We start from the raw sequence: 17,315 nt of genomic DNA on the forward strand, positions 1-17,315 counted from the left end.
TCTTGCGGCCGAGCCACCGTGGCCGGGCGACCGAGCGATCGTGTCCTCGTGGCCGGGCCGCCCGATTCCTCGTGGCCGAGGACGAGGAGGGCGGAGGAAGGCGGGCCCGGCCCGGGGACTCAGGCGTTCTGGCCGGTCGCCGACTCCTCCGCGATCCGCTCGTGGTGCCGGATGACCTCGGCGACGATGAAGTTCAGCAGCTTCTCCGCGAAGGCAGGGTCGAGATGCGCGCTCTCCGCCAGTTGCCTCAGCCGGGCGATCTGCCGGGCCTCCCGGGCCGGGTCGGCCGGGGGCAGGTGGTGGGCGGCCTTGAGATGGCCGACCTGCTGGGTGCACTTGAAGCGCTCGGCGAGCATGTGGACGACCGCCGCGTCGATGTTGTCGATGCTCTCGCGCAGGCGGTTCAGTTCCGTGCTCACGGACTCGTCGATGTCCTTCGTGGTCATGGTCAGCGAGCTTAGACGGTGTCCTGTGCGGGGTTCGGCCGTCGGTCCGGTCATGGGGCGGGGTACGTGGAGCCGGCTTGTTCCGGGCGGGCGGTGGGAGATCACCGAGCCGCTGATCGCACGGTCGAAGATGCGGCCACAGGCGGCGGAGAGTCGGCCATACCGCGTTACCTGCTCCCCAAAAACGAACAAATAGGGTCATCGCCCACAGGGCGAGCCGCCGCGTTCCCGGCCCTGCGGCACCGTGCCGCTCCGAGCCGGCCCGACTCTGCGGCCCCGCGAAGGGGGCCGGCTCAGAGCGCCGGACCGAGCGGAGGGATGGTCGGCGGGTTCTCCGGGTCCGGCACCTGGTCGCTCCAGCCGCCCGGGACGTTGCGGCCCTGCTGTTCGCGGAACCGGACCGGTGCCGAGCCCACGCGGCGGGCGAAGAGCCTGGAGAAGTACGCCGGGTCGTCGTAACCCACGCGCCGGGCGACCGCGGCGACCGGCAGGTCCGTGGCGACGAGGAGTTCCTTGGCGCGGCCGAGGCGGATGCCGAGGAGGTAGTCCTTGGGGCTGCAGCCCGCCCCGCGCCGTACCGCCGTGCGCAGTTCGGCGGGTGTCATGCCGTGCCGGGCGGCGTGCTCGGCGACGGACAGCGGCTGGAAGGCGTCCCGGGCGAGGGCCTGGAGCACGGGGTCGCCGTCGGGGCTGACATCGGCGCGGGCCCGGCGCAGGGCGACGAGGAGTTCGTGGACGGCGGCTCCGGTCTCGACCTCCAGCAGGGGGTTGTCGCGTCGGGCGGCCCGGACCATCCGGCCCACCGCGGCGCGGGGCCCGGCCGTGTCGGCGAGCGGGACGAGCGGGCGGTCGGGTTCGATGTAGCCGAGCTCGGTGTACGTGGTGGTGGCGGGGCCGGTGAAGTCGACGAAGCTCTCGTCCCAGCCGGTGCCCGGATCGGCACCGTAGTGGTGCGGGGTGCCGGGGGTCAGCCAGATCAGACTGGGTGCGACGACGGGGATCCGGCGGCCGTCTGGCCCGCCGAACCAGCCGCTGCCGGAGTGGACGACGACGGCCACGTGGTGGTCCAGGGTGCGCGGGCCGACCGTCGGCAGGGTGCCGTGCTGCAGCCCCACGCCGAGGCAGACGAGGCCCAGCCGGTGGTGGAGCGGGCTGGGGGTGAAGAAGCGCATCCAGGTGTGATACATCGGCCTTCCTTTCCTCCCCCTCGTCGTGCTGCCCGGTCGGACATCCTTCCTGGTCGGACATGGTGCCTGGTCGGGCAGGGTCCGAACAATTGTGTCCAAACAGCAGTGATCTTTGTCCATGGACCGGTCGCTCGCCAGGGGGCGAGGCTTGGGTGCGACATTCCTCCCGGGTTCGCCCGCTCCGTGGCGCGTGCCCTCGTGCGACGGTCGGCATGCCGCGCCGGGACCGCACGTACAGGAGACGACGAGCACGATGGCTGACTTCACCGTGGGGGACGACCACTTCCGGATCGACGGGAAGCCCGTACGGCTGCTGTCGGGTGCCCTGCACTACTTCCGGGTCCACGAGGCGCAGTGGGACCACCGGCTGGGGATGCTGCGCGCCATGGGCCTGAACTGCGTCGAGACGTACGTTCCGTGGAACCTCCACGAGCCGCGTCCCGGCCGGTACCGGGACGTGGGGGCGCTGGGCCGCTTCCTGGACGCGGTGCAGCGGGCCGGGCTGTGGGCGATCGTCCGCCCGGGGCCGTACATCTGCGCGGAATGGGAGAACGGGGGGCTGCCGGTCTGGGTGACCGGGCGGTTCGGGCGCCGGGTGCGGACCCGTGACGAGGAGTACCTGGACGCCGTGGAGCGGTGGTTCACGGCACTGCTGCCGCAGGTGGTGCAGCGGCAGACCGGCCGGGGCGGTCCGGTGATCATGGTTCAGGCGGAGAACGAGTACGGGAGCTATGGCACCGACCAGGTCTACCTGCGGCGGGTGGCGGGGATGCTGCGCGAGCTCGGGGTGACCGTTCCGCTGTTCACGTCCGACGGGCCGGAGGACCACATGCTCACGGGGGGTTCCGTGCCGGGGCTGCCGGCCACGGCGAACTTCGGTTCGGGGGCGCGGGAGGCTTTCGAGGTGCTGCGCCGCCATCAGCCGAAGGGGCCGCTGATGTGCATGGAGTTCTGGTGCGGGTGGTTCGATCACTGGGGTGCCGAGCCGGTCGTGCGCGATCCGGAGGAGTCCGCCCGGGCGCTGCGGGAGATCCTGGAGTGCGGGGCGTCGGTGAACATCTACATGGCGCACGGCGGGACGAACTTCGCCGGGTGGGCCGGGGCCAACCGTTCGGGCCCGTTGCAGGACCAGGACTTCCTGCCGACGGTGACGTCGTACGACTACGACGCGCCGATCGACGAGTACGGACGTCCCACGGAGAAGTTCTGGCGGTTCCGCGAGGTGCTGGCCGAGTACGCGGACGGGCCGCTTCCGGAGCTTCCGCCGGAGCCCGCGCCGCTGACCGCCCCGGTGCGCGCGGAGTTGACGGACTGGGCCCCGCTTCCCGCTGTGCTGGAGGCGCTGGGCGACGAGGAGCCTGCGCCGTTGGGGGTTCCGCCGACGTTCGAGGAGCTCGGGGTCGACCGGGGGCTGGTGCGCTACCAGGTCGCGGTGCCGGGGCCGCGCATCCCGTACGCCCTGGGGACGGTGGGGCTGCGGGACCGGGCCGTGGTGTACGTGGACGGTGTCCGCGCGGGTGTGCTGAGCGAGGAGAACGGCACCCTGGACGAGCCGGTGGCCGGTCCCGCCGAGGTCGAGCTGTGGGTGGAGTCCCTGGGCCGGGTCAACTACGGGCCGCGGCTCGGTGAGCCCAAGGGGATCACGGGCGGGGTGGTGCACGAACGGCAGTATCTGCACGGGGTACGGGCGCGGGCGCTGCGGCTGGAGGCGTTCGAGGAGCCGGACGCGCTGGCCGGGGTGGCGTTCGAGGACATCCGATGTGCCGGGGAGACCGGGGAAGCGGCGCGGGCCGGGGGCGTCGGCGAGGCGCGGCGTACCGGGTTGTTCCGGGGCACCTTCGAGGTCACGGGCGCGGCGGGCACGGGACACGCGGGACTGGAACTGCCGGGCTGGACGCGGGGGTTCGTGTGGGTGAACGGCTTCGGCCTGGGCCGGTACTGGTCGAGCGGCCCGCAGCGGACGCTGTACGTGCCGGGGCCGGTACTGCGGGAGGGCGCCAATGAGGTGTGGGTGCTGGAGCTGGAGGACGCGGGCGCCCCGTACGCCGGACTGGGTCCGGGGGTGCCCGTCCGGGCCGCGGATGCCCCGGGGGACGTCCGGATGTGAGCCGGGGTCCGGAACGCGGCACCGGGGCCGGAACGTGACGCCCGGGTCCGGAGCACGGAATCCGGCACCGGCCCATGGCCCCGGCGGATCGCCGGGACCGGGGCCGGTGCCGGGCCGATGGCCCGGAGCCCGTTCCGGAGCCCCCTTCGCGGGTTCCGGGCCCGGTCGGGCTCCGGGTTCAGGAGCCCCGGCTCACGGACTTACGGACGGACTCATGGCCTTACGGTCTTACGGACGTGCGGGTTTCCCGGATCAGAGCGTGGACGCGGCCGAGGCGATCTGGGACGCGAAGGTCGAGACCTCGGTGTAGACGCCCGGGTAGCCGGGCCTGGCGCAGCCCTGGCCCCAGCTGACGATGCCGACCTGGATCCAGGATCCGGAGTTGTCCTTGCGGAACATGGGGCCGCCGGAGTCGCCCTGGCAGGTGTCCACGCCGCCGGTGTCGATCAGACCGGCGCAGATCTCCTCGCCGGGGACGAGGTCGCCGCCGTACGCGGCCTGGCACTCGGCGTCGGAGACGAACGGCACGGTGGCCTTGAGCAGGTAGCGCTGCTGCGAGCCGCCCTCGGTGGCCGCGCCCCAGCCGGCGATGGTGAAGGTGCCGTTGTTGTACGCGGTGCTGGTGGCGATCTTGAGGGTCGGCTGGTCGATCGGCTTGGCCAGCTTGATCAGTGCCCAGTCCTTGCCCGTGCCGTTGTAGCCGGGGGCCTGGAGGACCTTGGTGGACTTGACCTTGATGGCGCTGGAGGACTGCAGGTCGACGACGCCGGCGGTGGCGGTGATGGAGGTGTCGTTGCCCGATCCGTCCACGCAGTGCGCGGCGGTGAGCACGATGTCCTTGGCGTAGAGGGCGCCGCCGCAGCCCATCGACAGCCGGACCATGAACGGGAATTCGCCCTGGGCCGCCCGGGTCCCGCCGACGACGGGCGCGGGCGCCGCGGAGGCTCCGGCGGGCTGGAGGCTGACGGCCGCGAGGGCCACGGCGGCCATGACGGTACATCTTTTCAGGGCGCGCAGAAGCTGCTTCAAGGGACTGCCTTCTTTCGTGGGGGGTGTCGTAGGAGATCTCGTGAGGGATCTCCCGGATCTCGCGGGGTGTGTCCGCCCTCGCCCGGCGCACGGGCAGGGTCACCCGAATTGGTCATGCTCCCGACAAAGGCGTGCTTGGGATTATCGGGAAGCGATCACGACCTCCACAAGGTTCGCTTTTCAGCCAAGATCACCAATGCCGTCGCGGTTACAGTGGAGACCGATCGGACGTCGCGGACGGGGGTGGACACGTGACGGACAGCGGTCGGGGCGGCAGCCGGGTCGGTGGTGGGCCGGTCGTCCACGGTTTCCCTCATCTCGGGACCGTCCGTTCCGCGATCACGGCGCTGTACCGGAGGCTGTCGTACGACGGGGTGCACGGCTACGCCACGAGCCTCGCCGCGGCCGATGTCGCCTTCTCCGACCACGACGACCTGCACCTCGGGGCCCAGCGGGTGGCCCGGGCCGTGGTCCAGCACCTGCACCTGCCCGACGCCCGGATGATCGTCGCCTTCCGGACCACGGAGCACGCCGCCACGGTCGAACTCACCGCGGGACCGGAGTACTTCATCGAACTCAACGACCGGTTCCGCACCCACCGCAGGGACGTCGGCGCCGCTCTCACGCACGAGATCACGCATGTACTGCTGCACCGGCTCGGCCTGGAGTTCCCGGGGACGCGGGACAACGAGATCCTCACCGACACCGTGACGGTCTACCTCGGCGCCGGCTGGCTGCTGCTGGACGCCTTCCGCGAGGACGCCGTATCCAGCCAGAAGCTCGGCTACCTCACCCCGGAGGAGTTCGGGTACGTCCTCGCCAAGCGGGCGTTCGCCTTCGGCGAGGACCCCTCCCCCTGGTTCACCAGCCCGCAGGCGTACACGGCTTACACGAAGGGGCGGGCGCAGGCTCTGCGTGACAACCGACAGCCCCCGCTCGCCTCCGCCGGCTGGGCGTCCCGGCACCGCTACGCCCGCGACCGGCGGGCCGCCCAGGAGCCTCGCGACGCGCCCGCGCGGCCGGCCTCCGACGTCCCGTACGCCTTCGAGGACGGCCCGCGGGGACTCCGGGTCTCCTTCCCCTGCCCCACCTGCCACCAGCGCCTGCGCGTTCCGGTGCGCGGCCGGATGCGGGCCCGGTGCGGACTGTGCCGGACGGTCCTGGACTGCGACACCTGAGCGTACGGGCGCCGCGACGACGGTGTCCGGTCATCCCCCGTCCGTAGGAGGCCGGGCCGGTGCACCGGCCGGAGGACCGACGAGCGGGCAGTGGGTGCCCCGGTAGATCGTCGGCATGCACTTGTTGCAGTGGATGCACAGGGATCGTGCGTCGGGCTCCTCCCTCATGCGGTCCACCAGGTCCGGTTCGCGCAGCAGCGCGCGGGCCATGGCCACGTACTCGAAGCCCTCCGCCATGGCCAGTTCGACGGTCGCACGGCGGGTGATGCCGCCGAGCAGGATCAGCGGAAGGCTCAGCGCGGCCCTGAACTGTCGGGCCGCGGGCAGCAGGAAGGCCTCCTCGTAGGGGTACGCGCGCAGGAACCGGCCACCGGCGAGACGTATGCCCAGGCGCACCGGCCGACGGAAGACGGCGGCGAACTCGGTGACCGGCGCGTCGCCCCGGAACAGGTACATCGGGTTGAACAGGGAACTCCCGGCGGTCAGTTCGAGGGCGTCGACCGTGCCCTCCTCCTGGAGCCGGCGGGCGACCTGGAGGCTCTCGTCGAGCCAGAAGCCGCCGGGCACCCCGTCGTCCATGTTGAGTTTGGCGGTGACCGCGATCGTGTCGCCCACCTCCTCGCGGACGGCGCGGGCGATGCCGAGGGCGAGCCTGGCGCGGTTGTCGAGGCTGCCCCCGTAGGCGTCGTCGCGATGGTTGAGACGGCGGCTGAGGAAGGAACTGGCCAGGTAGTTGTGGCCGAAGTGCAGCTCGACCGCGTCGAATCCGGACTCGACGGCCAGCCGGGCGGCGGTGGCGTGGGCGCGGATCACCCGGGCGATGTCCTCGGGGGTGGCCGCCCGGGTCATCCGCATGCCGAGCGGGCTGAGGAACCGGCCGGGGGCCAGGGCGGGCAGCCGGTTGGAGCGGGCGTCGGCCACCGGGCCCGCGTGGCCGAGCTGGGCGCTGACGGCGGCGCCCTCGCGGTGCACGGCATCGGTGAGCCGGCGCAGCCCCGGCACCGCCTCGGGGCGCATCCAGATCTGGCGGCGCTCGGTACGGCCCTCGCGGGCGACGGCGCAGTACGCGACGGTGGTCATCGCGACTCCGCCGGCGGCGGGCCGACGGTGGTACGCGATCAACTCGTCGGTGACCAGGCCGTCGGGCGTCACGCCCTCGAAGGTGGCGGACTTGATGACGCGGTTCCGGAGGGTGAGGGGGCCCAGACGGGCGGGGGCGAAGGGGTCCGGTGGGGCGGGAAGTCGCTGTCGGCGGTCCATGCCGGTCTCCGATCGTTGAGAGTACGGCCGGTACGGGCGGGGCGAAGCCGGTACGGCGGGAATGGCGAAGTGCGGCCGGTACATCCGGTTCGGCGAGGCGAGGCCGGTACGGCGGGAATGGCGAAGTGCGGCCGGTACATCCGGTTCGGCGAGGCGAGGCCGGTACGGCGGGGTGGGGCGAAGTGCGGCGGTGGTGCGTCGGCCGGCGGCACACCGCCCTACCCGGCTCCGTACACCGGCCGCGACGCCTCCGCGCGGGCGAGCAGCTTCCGGGCCGCCTCCCCCGCCTCGGCCGGCGCCCACCGGGCCCTGCGGTCCTCGGTGGGGCCGGGGCGCCAGCCCTCCATGACCGTGATGCGCCCGGCCTCCGCCTCGAAGACGCGCCCGGTCACCCCGTCGCTCGCGGCCGAGCCGAGCCACACCACCAGCGGGGACACGTTCTCGGGGGCCATCGCGTCGAACTCCCCCTCCCCCGGCGCCGCCATGGTCTCGGCGAACGTCCGCTCGGTCATCCGGGTCCGGGCCGCCGGGGCGATCGCGTTGACCTGGACCCCGTACCGCCCCAGCTCCGCGGCGGCGACCAGGGTCAGGCCCACGATGCCGGCCTTCGCGGCGGAGTAGTTGCCCTGGCCGACGCTCCCGAGCAGCCCCGCGCCGGAGCCGGTGTTGACGACCCGGGCGACCGGTGGACGGCCCGCCTTGGCCTCGGCCCGCCAGTGCCGGGCGGCCTGACGCAGGGGCAGGAAGTGCCCCTTCAGGTGGACCCGCATCACCGCGTCCCAGTCGTCCTCGTCCAGGTTCACCAGCATCCGGTCGCGCAGGAATCCGGCATTGTTGACCAGGGTGTCCAGCCGCCCGAAGGTCTCCAGCGCGGCGGTGACCAGTGACGCGGCCCCGTCCGCGGTGGCGATGTCGCCGGTGTGGGCGACCGCCTCGCCGCCCGCCGCCGAGATCTCGTCGGCCACCTGCCGGGCCGGGCCGTCCGATCCCCCGGCTCCGTCGGCACCGACACCGAGATCGTTGACCACGACCCGTGCCCCTTCGGCGGCGAACGCGAGCGCGTGCGCCCGGCCGAGCCCGCGCCCGGCACCGGTCACGACCACCACCCGCCCGGCACACAGCCCCTTCTCCGTCCGCTCCGCCCGCCCTGCCTGCTCCGCTCGCTCGGGTCGCTCGGGTCGTGCCGCGCCGTATCCGTCCCTGCTCGTGGCCATCACACCTCTCCCTGTTGGCGATGCGGGGGCAGACTGCTACCTTCCATACCTAACAAATGTTTGGTGGAAAGGTAGCTGATTCGCTCATGGGTGTCTCCACCACGAGCCCGGACAAGGGCATCCGCCTGATCACGGTCGACCACCCGCCCGTCAACGCGCTGCCCGTGCGGGGCTGGTACGACCTCGCCGACGCCCTGCGCGCGGCGGGGCGCGACCCGGAGGTCCGTTGTGTCGTCCTGACCGCCGCGGGGCGCGGTTTCAACGCGGGCGTCGACATCAAGGAGATGCAGCGCGACACCGGACACGACGCCCTGATCGGCGCCAACCGCGGCTGCTACGAGGCGTTCTCGGCGGTGTACGAGTGCGAGGTGCCGGTCGTCGCCGCGGTGCACGGCTTCTGTCTCGGCGGCGGCATCGGGCTCGTCGGCAACGCGGACGCGATCGTCGCGAGCGAGGACGCCACGTTCGGCCTGCCCGAGCTGGACCGGGGCGCGCTGGGTGCGGCGACCCACCTCGCCCGGCTCGTGCCGCAGCACCTGATGCGCGCGCTGTACTACACCTCGCGCACCGCCACCGCCGCCGAGCTGCACGCCCACGGATCGGTCTGGAAGGTCGTCCCGCGCGAAGAACTCCTGGACGCGGCCATGGAGTTGGCGGGTGAGATCGCTCGCAAGGACGGATATCTGATCCGGCTGGCCAAGGCCGCCATCAACGGCATCGACCCGGTCGACGTCCGCCGCAGCTACCGCTTCGAACAGGGCTTCACCTTCGAGGCCGGTCTCAGCGGTGTGGCCGACCGGGTCCGCGACACCTTCGGCAGGGAGGCACGACCGTGACCGAAACCGATCCCAGGGCCACAGCCAGGACCGCCACCGGGGCCGGCCCCGACCCCGCCACCGGGGCCGGGGCCGGCCCGGACGCGAGGACCGACAAGAGCATGACCGCGCGCGAGGTCGTCTCGCGCCTCTCCAGCGGGATGACGATCGGTATCGGAGGCTGGGGCTCGCGCCGCAAACCGATGGCTCTGGTACGGGAGTTACTGCGTTCCGACGTCACCGATCTCACCGTGGTCTCCTACGGCGGCCCCGATGTCGGCCTGCTCGCCGCCGCCGGCCGGATCCGCAAGCTGGTCGCGGCCTTCGTCACGCTCGACTCGATCCCGCTCGAACCGCACTACAGGGCGGCCCGCCAGCGCGGCGCGTTCGAACTGATGGAGCTCGACGAGGCCATGCTCATGTGGGGACTGCACGCCGCCGCGAACCGACTGCCGTTCCTCCCCGTCCGCGCCGGTATCGGTTCGGACGTGATGCGGGTCAACCCCGTGCTGCGCACGGTCACTTCACCGTACGCGGACGGCGAGGAGTTCGTCGCGATGCCCGCCCTGCGGATGGACGCGGCGCTGGTGCACATGAACCGCGCCGACCGGTTCGGCAACGGCCAGTACCTGGGCCCCGACCCGTACTTCGACGACCTGTTCTGCGAGGCCGCCGACACCGCGTACGTCTCCTGCGAACGCCTCGTGGAAACCGCCGAGTTGACGGAGAAGGCCGCGCCGCAGACCCTCCTCGTGAAACGGCACTACGTCACCGGGGTGGTCGAGACGCCCAACGGCGCGCACTTCACCTCGTGCACGCCCGACCACCCCCGCGACGAGTCGTTCCAGAGGGCGTACGCCACCGCCGCCGCCGACCCCGCCGCCTGGGCGGAGTTCGGCGACCGCTTCCTGCCCGCGCACGGCGACGAGAAGAGCTATCAGGCGGCCGTCCGGACCTGGCACGAGGAGCAGCAGTGACCACGGATCGCACCACGGACCACACGACGGCCGAAGCGGCCGACCGCGCCCCCGCCGGCACCGGCGCGCCCCCCGCCACCCGGGCCGAGTACTGCGTGATCGCCTGCGCCGACGCCTGGCGGGGCGACGGCGAGGTACTGGCCAGTCCGATGGGCGCCGTCCCGTCCATCGGCGCGCGGCTCGCCCGGCTCACCTTCGCCCCCGATCTGCTGCTCACCGACGGCGAGGCGCTGATCGTCGGCCCGGACGGCACGCCGGAGGGCTGGCTGCCCTACCGTCAGCACCTCTCCATGGTCACGGGCGGCAGGCGTCACGTGATGATGGGGGCGAGCCAGCTCGACCGGTTCGGCAACCAGAACATCTCCTGCATCGGCGACTGGCACCGGCCCGACCGGCAGCTGCTCGGGGCGCGCGGCGCACCCGTCAACTCCCTGAATAATCCGGTGAGTTACTGGGTTCCCAAACACTCCCGCCTGGTCTTCGTCGAACGTGTCGACATGATCTGCGGCGTCGGGTACGACAGCGCGGCGGCGGCCGGTCCGTCGGCGCGGCGCCACCACGGCCTCCGGCGTGTCGTCACCGATCTCGCCGTTCTCGACTTCGCGACCCCGGACCATTCGATGCGCCTGGTCTCGCTGCACCCGGGCGTCACCGTCGAACAGGTCCGCGCGGCCACCGGTTTCACCCTCGCCGACGCGCAGGACGGCGTCCCGTCCACCCGGGAACCCACCGCCACGGAGCTGCGCCTGATCCGCGAGGTCATCGACCCGGCGGGCGCCCGGAACCGCGAGGTGCGGGTCTGATGCGGACCGCGCTCACCGAACTCGTCGGTGTCCGCCACCCCGTCGTGCAGACCGGCATGGGATGGGTCGCGGGCCCCCGGCTGGTCTCCGCCACCGCCCGCGCCGGAGCGCTCGGCATCCTGGCCTCCGCGACGATGACACCGGAGCGGCTGCGGGAGGCGGTGCGCGAGGTCAAGTCCCGTACGGACGAGCCGTTCGGCGTCAATCTGCGGGCCGACGCCGGGGACGCGCGCGAGCGGGTACGGATCATCATCGAAGAGGGCGTGAAGGTGGCGTCCTTCGCGCTGGCCCCCTCGAAGGACCTGATCGCCGAGCTGAAGGACGGGGGGGTGGTCGTCATCCCGTCGATCGGTGCCCGGCGCCATGCGGAGAAGGTGGCGGCGTGGGGCGCGGACGCGGTGGTCGTGCAGGGCGGCGAGGGCGGCGGCCACACCGGCGACGTCGCGACCACGGTGCTGCTGCCGCAGGTGGTCGACGCGGTGGACATCCCGGTGATCGCGGCGGGCGGATTCCACGACGGCCGCGGCCTGGTCGCGGCGCTGGCGTACGGGGCGGCGGGCATCGCCATGGGCACGCGGTTCCTGCTGACGTCGGACTCGACGGTGCCGGACGCGGTGAAGGCCCGCTACCTGGCCGCGGGTGTCAAGGACGTCACGGTCACCACGGCGGTGGACGGGCTGCCGCACCGGATGCTGCGTACCGAGATGGTCGCCTCGCTGGAACGCGCGGGCCGGGTACGGGCGCTGGCCCAGGCGGTGCGCCGGGCGGCGGGCTTCCGGCGGATCTCCGGCCTCGGCTGGTCCCGGATGGTGCGCGACGGTCTCGCGATGCGGCACGGCAAGGACCTGTCCTGGAGCCAGGTCCTGCTCGCCGCCAACACCCCGATGCTGCTGAAGGCGTCCATGGTCGACGGTCGCACCGATCTCGGCGTGATGGCGTCGGGGCAGGTGGCCGGGGTGATAGAGGATCTGCCCAGCTGCGCGCAGCTGGTGGAACGGGTGATGGCGGAGGCCCATGCGGCCCTGGGCACGGTGACACGCGCCCTGGCCCCGTCCCCCGAGACACCGTCCCGGCCCTCGCCCCCGCCGGGCGACGGAGCGGCGGTGCGGTGACCACGACGGTGGCCGTGACCGGGCGCACCCCGGTCACGGCCGCCGCACCTCGTCCGCGCGTGCGCCCGGACGTCTCGGCACGTTTCCCGCACGCCTCCGCACGCCTCCGCGCGTCTCCGCACGTCGCGTGTACGGGGGCGACGGCTACGCGGCCCGGCGGCCACGCCCCGTCCGCTCGGCGCCACCGTTCCCGGCACCGGCCCGGGTCCGGGAGCGCCCGGCACCGGCCGCGCGGGAGGAACCGCCGCCGGTGGAACCGCCCGAGCCCCGGCGCTCTCCGTCCCCGGCACCCCGGCGCTCGCCGCCTCCGGAGACCCGGCCCGTGCCGTCGCCGCCCCGGCCGGTGCCGCCGCGGCGGCGACGGCGCCCGCCCGAAGAGGTGCCGGGACCGCCCGGCTCGACACCGCCGGACCGGGTGCGCTGCTTCGGCGGGGTGACCGGCTGGGGGACCTCGATGACGACCGCGCCCCCGGACGGTTCCCGGGCCCCGGTGATCCGTACGAGTTCCTCGTCGCCGGAACGGACCCGGGTGGTGCGCGGGGAGATGCCCGCGTCGGCCATCAGCCGGTTCATCTCCCGCTTCTCCTCGGGGAGCACCAGGGTGACGACGCTGCCGGACTCACCGGCCCGCGCCGTGCGCCCGCCCCGGTGGAGGTAGTCCTTGTGGTCGGTCGGCGGGTCCACGTTCACGACCAGGTCGAGGTCGTCGACGTGGATGCCGCGTGCCGCCACGTTCGTCGCGACAAGGGCGGTGACCTGGCCGTTCTTGAACTGGTCCAGCGTCCGGTTGCGCTGCGGCTGGGAGCGCCCGCCGTGCAGGGCCGCGGCCCGTACCCCGTTGGCGAGCAGCCGCTTGGCGAAGCGGTCGGCGGACCGCTTGGTGTCCACGAACATGATCACCCGGCCGTCGCGGGCGGCGATCCGGATGGCGACGGCCTTCTTGTCCGTCTCGTCGACCACGTGCAGCACATGGTGTTCCATCGTGGTGACCGCGCCTGCGGACGGGTCGACCGAGTGCACGACGGGATCGGTGAGGAACATCCTGACCAGCCGGTCGATGTTCGCGTCGAGCGTCGCGGAGAACAGCATCCGCTGACCGCCCGGCTCGACCTGCTTGAGCAGCGCCACGACCTGCGGCATGAAGCCCATGTCGGCCATCTGGTCGGCCTCGTCGAGCACGGTGACGGCGACCTGGTCGAGGCGGCAGTCCCCACGCTCGATGAGGTCCTTCAGCCGGCCCGGCGTGGCGACGAGCACCTCGGCGCCCCGTCGCAGCGCGAGGGACTGCCGGTTGATCGACATGCCGCCGACGACGGTGGCCAGGCGCAGGTGCACGGAGGTGGCGTACGGCGTCAGCGCGTCGGTGACCTGCTGGGCGAGCTCGCGGGTCGGGACGAGGACCAGCGCGAGAGGCGCCCGCGGCTCGGCACGCCGCCCGGCGGTACGGGCCAGCAGCGCGAGGCCGAAGGCGAGGGTCTTGCCGGATCCGGTGCGACCGCGGCCGAGGATGTCCCGGCCGGCCAGCGAGTTCGGCAGCGTGGCGCCCTGGATCGGGAAGGGATCGGTGACTCCCTGCGCCGCCAGGGTCTTCAGCAGGGCCGCCGGCATGTCCAGTTCGGCGAACGCCTCGACGGCGGGCAGTGCGGGGGTCAGGGTCTCGGGCAGGGCGAACTCTCCCTGCGACGGCATGGCCCTGCGACGGGACGACGCCTTGCCGGGGCCCTTGCCTGCGCCCTTGGCGGCCGCCTTCGCCGGGGCCGTGCCGCGCCCCCTCGACGGGCGGTTGCGGGCGGGGCGGTCCTGGCGTTCGGAACGGGTCATACGGAATTGCCCTCCTGGGGATTCCTGGAATTTCCCAGGACCCCGGGGGAACTGCCGGGACCGCTGGGAACACAGCGTGATGGGACGACGGACCGCGTGAGCGGGCCCGGGGCCACTGGGACAGCACAAGCCGGGACCCGCACCTCGACGGTGCGGGCCCCGGCTGCGGGTTGCGCGTCCGACGGTCAGGCCGGGACGATGTTCTCCGCCTGCGGGCCCTTCTGGCCCTGCGTCACGTCGAACGTGACCTTCTGGCCCTCGTGAAGCTCACGGAAGCCGGTGGCGCTGATGTTGGAGTAGTGGGCGAAGACGTCGGCGCCGCCGCCGTCCTGCTCGATGAAGCCGAAGCCCTTTTCCGAGTTGAACCACTTCACGGTTCCAGTGGCCATGTCATTCTCCTCAAGAGGTGCAGTGCCGGAAATCCGCACTTCACGAATTCCGCGTCGCCGCATTGAGCCCCATCCGGAGAAAGCCGGAAAACAATAATGCGCCCGACGAAGCATTCCCGTCAGGCGCACATCATGTTCATGGGTACCAAAACTGCAACGCGGCAACCGTAGCACGTTCCGTCGGCCGCGGCGGGGACGCGCCACGCCGCGGCCGACGGTCTCCGGCCCGGGCCGGAGGAAATCAGAGCCGTTCGATGATCGTCACGTTCGCCTGACCGCCGCCCTCGCACATGGTCTGGAGCCCGTAGCGGCCCCCGGTGCGCTCCAATTCGTGGAGCAACGTCGTCAACAATTTCGCACCGGTTGCGCCGAGCGGGTGCCCCAGAGCGATCGCACCGCCGTTGACGTTCACCCGGTCGGGGTCGGCGCCGGTCTCCTTCAGCCAGGCCAGGACCACCGGGGCGAAAGCCTCGTTGATCTCGATCAGGTCCATGTCGTCGATGGTCATGCCGGTCCTCGCGAGCGCGCGGACGGTGGCCGGGATCGGGGCGGACAGCATGCGGATCGGGTCCTCGCCGCGCACGGAGAGGTGGTGGACGCGGGCGCGCGGAGTGAGGCCGTGCTCGGCCACGGCGCGTTCGGAGGCCAGCAGTACGGCGGCCGCCCCGTCGGACACCTGCGAGGAGCAGGCCGCGGTGATCGTGCCGCCCTCCATGACCGGCTTCAGCGCGGCCATCTTCTCCAGGGTGGTGTCGCGGCGCGGGCCCTCGTCGGTGGTGATGTCGCCCACGGCGACGGTCTCGCGCGCGAAGCGGCCCTCGTCGATGGCGCGGAGCGCGCGCCGGTGGGAGCGCAGGGCGAACTCCTCCATGTCGAGACGGCTGATGCCCCACTTCTCGGCGATGAGCTGGGCACCGTGGAACTGGTTGACCGGCGCGTCGCCGTACCGGGCGCGCCAGCCCTCGCTGCCCGCGTACGGCCCCTCCGTCAGGCCCAGCGGTGCGGCGGCCTGGCGTGAGGCGAAGGCGATCGGGATCTGCGTCATGCTCTGCACGCCGCCCGCGACGACCAGGTCCTGGGTGCCGGAGAGCACGCCCTGGGCGGCGAAGTGCACGGCCTGCTGGGAGGAGCCGCACTGGCGGTCGACGGTGACGCCGGGGACCTCTTCGGGCAGTCCGGCCGCCAGCCAGCAGGTGCGGGCGATGTCGCCGGCCTGCGGCCCCACGGTGTCGAGGCAGCCGAGGACCACGTCGTCGACGGCCGCCGGGTCGATCCCGGCCCGCTCCACGAGGGCCCGGAGGGCGTGGGCGCCGAGGTCGGCGGGGTGGATCCCGCCGAGGCCGCCCCCGCGCCTGCCGACCGGGGTGCGTACCGCTTCGATCACATATGCCTCGGCCATGACTGCCACTCCTTCACGGGGCTCGCGGGTTCGGGTCCGCCCAGGGGTCAGGTGTCCAGGGCGATGCCGTCCAGGACCATCGAGAGGTACTGACGGGCGATCTCGTCGGGGCTGTGCTGTCCGCCGGGCCGGTACCAGGAGGCCGCGACCCAGACGGTGTCGCGGACGAACCGGTAGGTGAGGCGGATGTCGAGGTCGGCGCGGAAGGTCCGGTCGGCGACGCCGCGTTCCAGCGTGCCGAGCCACGCCTGCTCGAACTCGCGCTGGGAGTCGACGAGGTACTGGAAGCGCGGCTGGGTCGCCAGGTGCTTGGACTCCTTCTGGTAGATGGCGACGGCGGCGCGGTGCCGGTCGATCTCCCGGAAGGACTCGGTGACGAGGGCCTCGATGGTCTCCCGGGGGTCGAGTCCGGCGGCGAGCACCGCCTCGTAGCCCTCCCGGAGCTCGGTGAGGAAGGTCGAGAGGATCTCGTCGATCATCGACTCCTTGGAGTCGAAGTGGTAGTAGAGGCTGCCCGCGAGCATCCCCGCCGCGTCCGCGATCCCGCGGACGGTGGTGGCGTTGTATCCCTGCGCGGCGAACACCTCGGCGGCGGTGTCGAGCAGTTCGCGGCGGCGCTCGGGCGAGGGGGTCACCTGGGGCTTCTTCTTGGTAGGCACCTGCCCATTCTCCGCCCGCGACCCCCTGCCCCGGACGTCGCGGGCACGGCGGCCGTCCGCTCAGGCACGCTGGCTGCTCACCGCGACGACCTCGCCCGTCATGTACGAGGAGTAGCCGCTGGCGAGGAAGACGATGACGTTGGCGACCTCCCACGGTTCGGCGTACCGGCCGAACGCCTCCTTCGCGGTCAGTTCGTCGAGGAGCTCGGCGGAGGTGACCTTCACCAGGTGGGGGTGCATGGCGAGGCTGGGGGCGACGGCGTTGACGCGTACGCCGTACTCGGCGGCCTCGATCGCGGCGCACCGGGTGAGCGCCATGACGCCCGCCTTGGCCGCCGCGTAGTGGGCCTGGCCGCTCTGGGCGCGCCAGCCGACGACGGAGGCGTTGTTGACGACGACGCCGCCGTGCCCCGCCGCCCGCAGCGAGCGCAGGGCGGCCCGGGTGCAGCGGAAGGTGCCGTTCAGGGTGACGTCGAGGACCTTGGTCCACTGCTCGTCGGTCATCTCGGTGAGCGGCGCGGTGCCGCCGAGGCCGGCGTTGTTGACGACGATGTCGAGTCCGCCGTGGGTGCGTTCGGCGAGCGCGAGAAGGGCCCGGACCTGCGCCTCGTCGGTGACGTCGCAGGGCAGTGCGGCGACGCGGTCGGCGCCGAACTCCTCGGCGAGGGCGTGCTCCGTCTCGCCGAGGCGGCGGGCGTGCGCGTCCCCGATGACGACGCGGGCGCCCTCCTCCAGGAATCTGCGGGCGGTGGCGCCGCCGATTCCGGTGCCCGCGGCGGCGGTGACGACCGCGCTCCGGCCGGTCAGCAGCCCGTGTCCGGGTTCGTACTGCGGTGCGCTCACGCCCGTGCCTCCTCGGTCCCGGTCCGCGGGGTTCTCGACGGTGCCCAGCCCGTACGTTAACCTACCAAACACTTGT

Annotated in this window: 16 protein-coding genes and 1 pseudogene; 7 read left to right on the forward strand and 10 right to left on the reverse strand. The window is 72.7% G+C overall.

The features are described from left to right. Positions 1-119: 119 nt before the first annotated feature. Complete coding sequence (locus tag AB0E67_RS06865; RefSeq protein ID WP_362021972.1) at positions 120-446, reverse strand: chorismate mutase; 327 nt, start codon at positions 444-446, stop codon at positions 120-122. 52 nt (positions 447-498) lie between these two features. Between AB0E67_RS06865 and AB0E67_RS06870 the strand changes: the two are divergent. Beyond that, positions 499-588 (forward strand): annotated as a pseudogene (locus AB0E67_RS06870) (IS5/IS1182 family transposase); the annotation flags it as partial. Between the two features lie 151 nt (positions 589-739). On the opposite strand, the gene AB0E67_RS06875 reads toward AB0E67_RS06870, so the two are convergent. Next, positions 740-1,633, reverse strand: coding sequence for an AraC family transcriptional regulator (locus AB0E67_RS06875; RefSeq protein WP_362021975.1), 894 nt, complete (start codon positions 1,631-1,633; stop codon positions 740-742). Positions 1,634-1,886: 253 nt separating this feature from the next. Here AB0E67_RS06875 and AB0E67_RS06880 point away from each other — a divergent pair, with 253 nt between their 5' ends. After that, a complete protein-coding gene (locus AB0E67_RS06880; RefSeq protein WP_362021978.1) occupies positions 1,887-3,740 on the forward strand; it encodes a beta-galactosidase family protein in 1,854 nt (617 codons plus the stop codon). Positions 3,741-3,992: 252 nt separating this feature from the next. Here the strand turns inward: AB0E67_RS06880 and AB0E67_RS06885 are convergent, their stop codons facing one another. Continuing rightward, a complete protein-coding gene (locus tag AB0E67_RS06885; RefSeq protein ID WP_362021981.1) occupies positions 3,993-4,769 on the reverse strand; it encodes a serine protease in 777 nt (258 codons plus the stop codon). A gap of 251 nt (positions 4,770-5,020) precedes the next feature. Here AB0E67_RS06885 and AB0E67_RS06890 point away from each other — a divergent pair, with 251 nt between their 5' ends. Then, positions 5,021-5,947, forward strand: a complete 927-nt coding sequence (locus tag AB0E67_RS06890; RefSeq protein ID WP_362021984.1) for a hypothetical protein — start codon at positions 5,021-5,023, stop codon at positions 5,945-5,947. A 30-nt stretch (positions 5,948-5,977) separates the two neighbouring features. On the opposite strand, the gene AB0E67_RS06895 is transcribed toward AB0E67_RS06890, so the two are convergent. Together AB0E67_RS06895 and AB0E67_RS06900 are read right to left on the reverse strand one after the other, a co-directional pair. Beyond that, a complete protein-coding gene (locus AB0E67_RS06895) occupies positions 5,978-7,207 on the reverse strand; it encodes an NADH:flavin oxidoreductase (RefSeq protein ID WP_362021987.1) in 1,230 nt (409 codons plus the stop codon). A gap of 218 nt (positions 7,208-7,425) precedes the next feature. Then, on the reverse strand, positions 7,426-8,421 hold the full coding sequence (locus AB0E67_RS06900; RefSeq protein ID WP_362021990.1) for an SDR family oxidoreductase: 996 nt from the start codon (positions 8,419-8,421) through the stop codon (positions 7,426-7,428). 86 nt (positions 8,422-8,507) lie between these two features. Here AB0E67_RS06900 and AB0E67_RS06905 point away from each other — a divergent pair, with 86 nt between their 5' ends. The 4 genes from AB0E67_RS06905 to AB0E67_RS06920 all read left to right on the forward strand — a co-directional run bounded on the left by AB0E67_RS06905 (position 8,508) and on the right by AB0E67_RS06920 (position 12,128). Beyond that, a complete protein-coding gene (locus AB0E67_RS06905; protein ID WP_362021993.1) occupies positions 8,508-9,257 on the forward strand; it encodes an enoyl-CoA hydratase family protein in 750 nt (249 codons plus the stop codon). 101 nt (positions 9,258-9,358) lie between these two features. Next, a complete protein-coding gene (locus tag AB0E67_RS06910; RefSeq protein WP_362023527.1) occupies positions 9,359-10,213 on the forward strand; it encodes a CoA-transferase in 855 nt (284 codons plus the stop codon). A gap of 95 nt (positions 10,214-10,308) precedes the next feature. Further along, positions 10,309-11,016: a CoA-transferase gene (locus AB0E67_RS06915; RefSeq protein WP_362023529.1), complete on the forward strand. Its 708-nt coding sequence runs from the start codon at positions 10,309-10,311 to the stop codon at positions 11,014-11,016. Next, entirely contained in the window at positions 11,016-12,128 is a 1,113-nt protein-coding gene (locus tag AB0E67_RS06920; protein ID WP_362021996.1) for a nitronate monooxygenase, read from the forward strand. The genes AB0E67_RS06915 and AB0E67_RS06920 overlap by 1 nt, the downstream gene beginning before the upstream one ends. 144 nt (positions 12,129-12,272) lie before the next feature. Here AB0E67_RS06920 and AB0E67_RS06925 read toward each other — a convergent pair whose 3' ends face one another. From AB0E67_RS06925 to AB0E67_RS06945, 5 genes are all read right to left on the reverse strand, one after another. Beyond that, a complete protein-coding gene (locus AB0E67_RS06925) occupies positions 12,273-13,949 on the reverse strand; it encodes a DEAD/DEAH box helicase (RefSeq protein WP_362021999.1) in 1,677 nt (558 codons plus the stop codon). Between the two features lie 185 nt (positions 13,950-14,134). Continuing rightward, positions 14,135-14,338, reverse strand: a complete 204-nt coding sequence (locus AB0E67_RS06930) for a cold-shock protein (protein WP_351517856.1) — start codon at positions 14,336-14,338, stop codon at positions 14,135-14,137. A gap of 241 nt (positions 14,339-14,579) precedes the next feature. Next, the gene (locus AB0E67_RS06935) at positions 14,580-15,737 is read right to left on the reverse strand and encodes an acetyl-CoA C-acetyltransferase (RefSeq protein ID WP_362022002.1); all 1,158 of its coding nucleotides are present in this window, start codon (positions 15,735-15,737) and stop codon (positions 14,580-14,582) included. 47 nt (positions 15,738-15,784) lie between these two features. Beyond that, positions 15,785-16,396 carry a TetR/AcrR family transcriptional regulator gene (locus AB0E67_RS06940; protein ID WP_362022005.1) on the reverse strand — a complete coding sequence of 204 codons (612 nt, stop codon included), beginning with the start codon at positions 16,394-16,396 and terminating at the stop codon, positions 15,785-15,787. Positions 16,397-16,456: 60 nt separating this feature from the next. After that, positions 16,457-17,239 carry an SDR family oxidoreductase gene (locus AB0E67_RS06945; RefSeq protein ID WP_362022008.1) on the reverse strand — a complete coding sequence of 261 codons (783 nt, stop codon included), beginning with the start codon at positions 17,237-17,239 and terminating at the stop codon, positions 16,457-16,459. Positions 17,240-17,315 lie beyond the last annotated feature (76 nt).

The sequence above is a fragment of the Streptomyces sp. NPDC032161 genome (assembly GCF_040636995.1).
Lineage (GTDB): Bacteria > Actinomycetota > Actinomycetes > Streptomycetales > Streptomycetaceae > Streptomyces.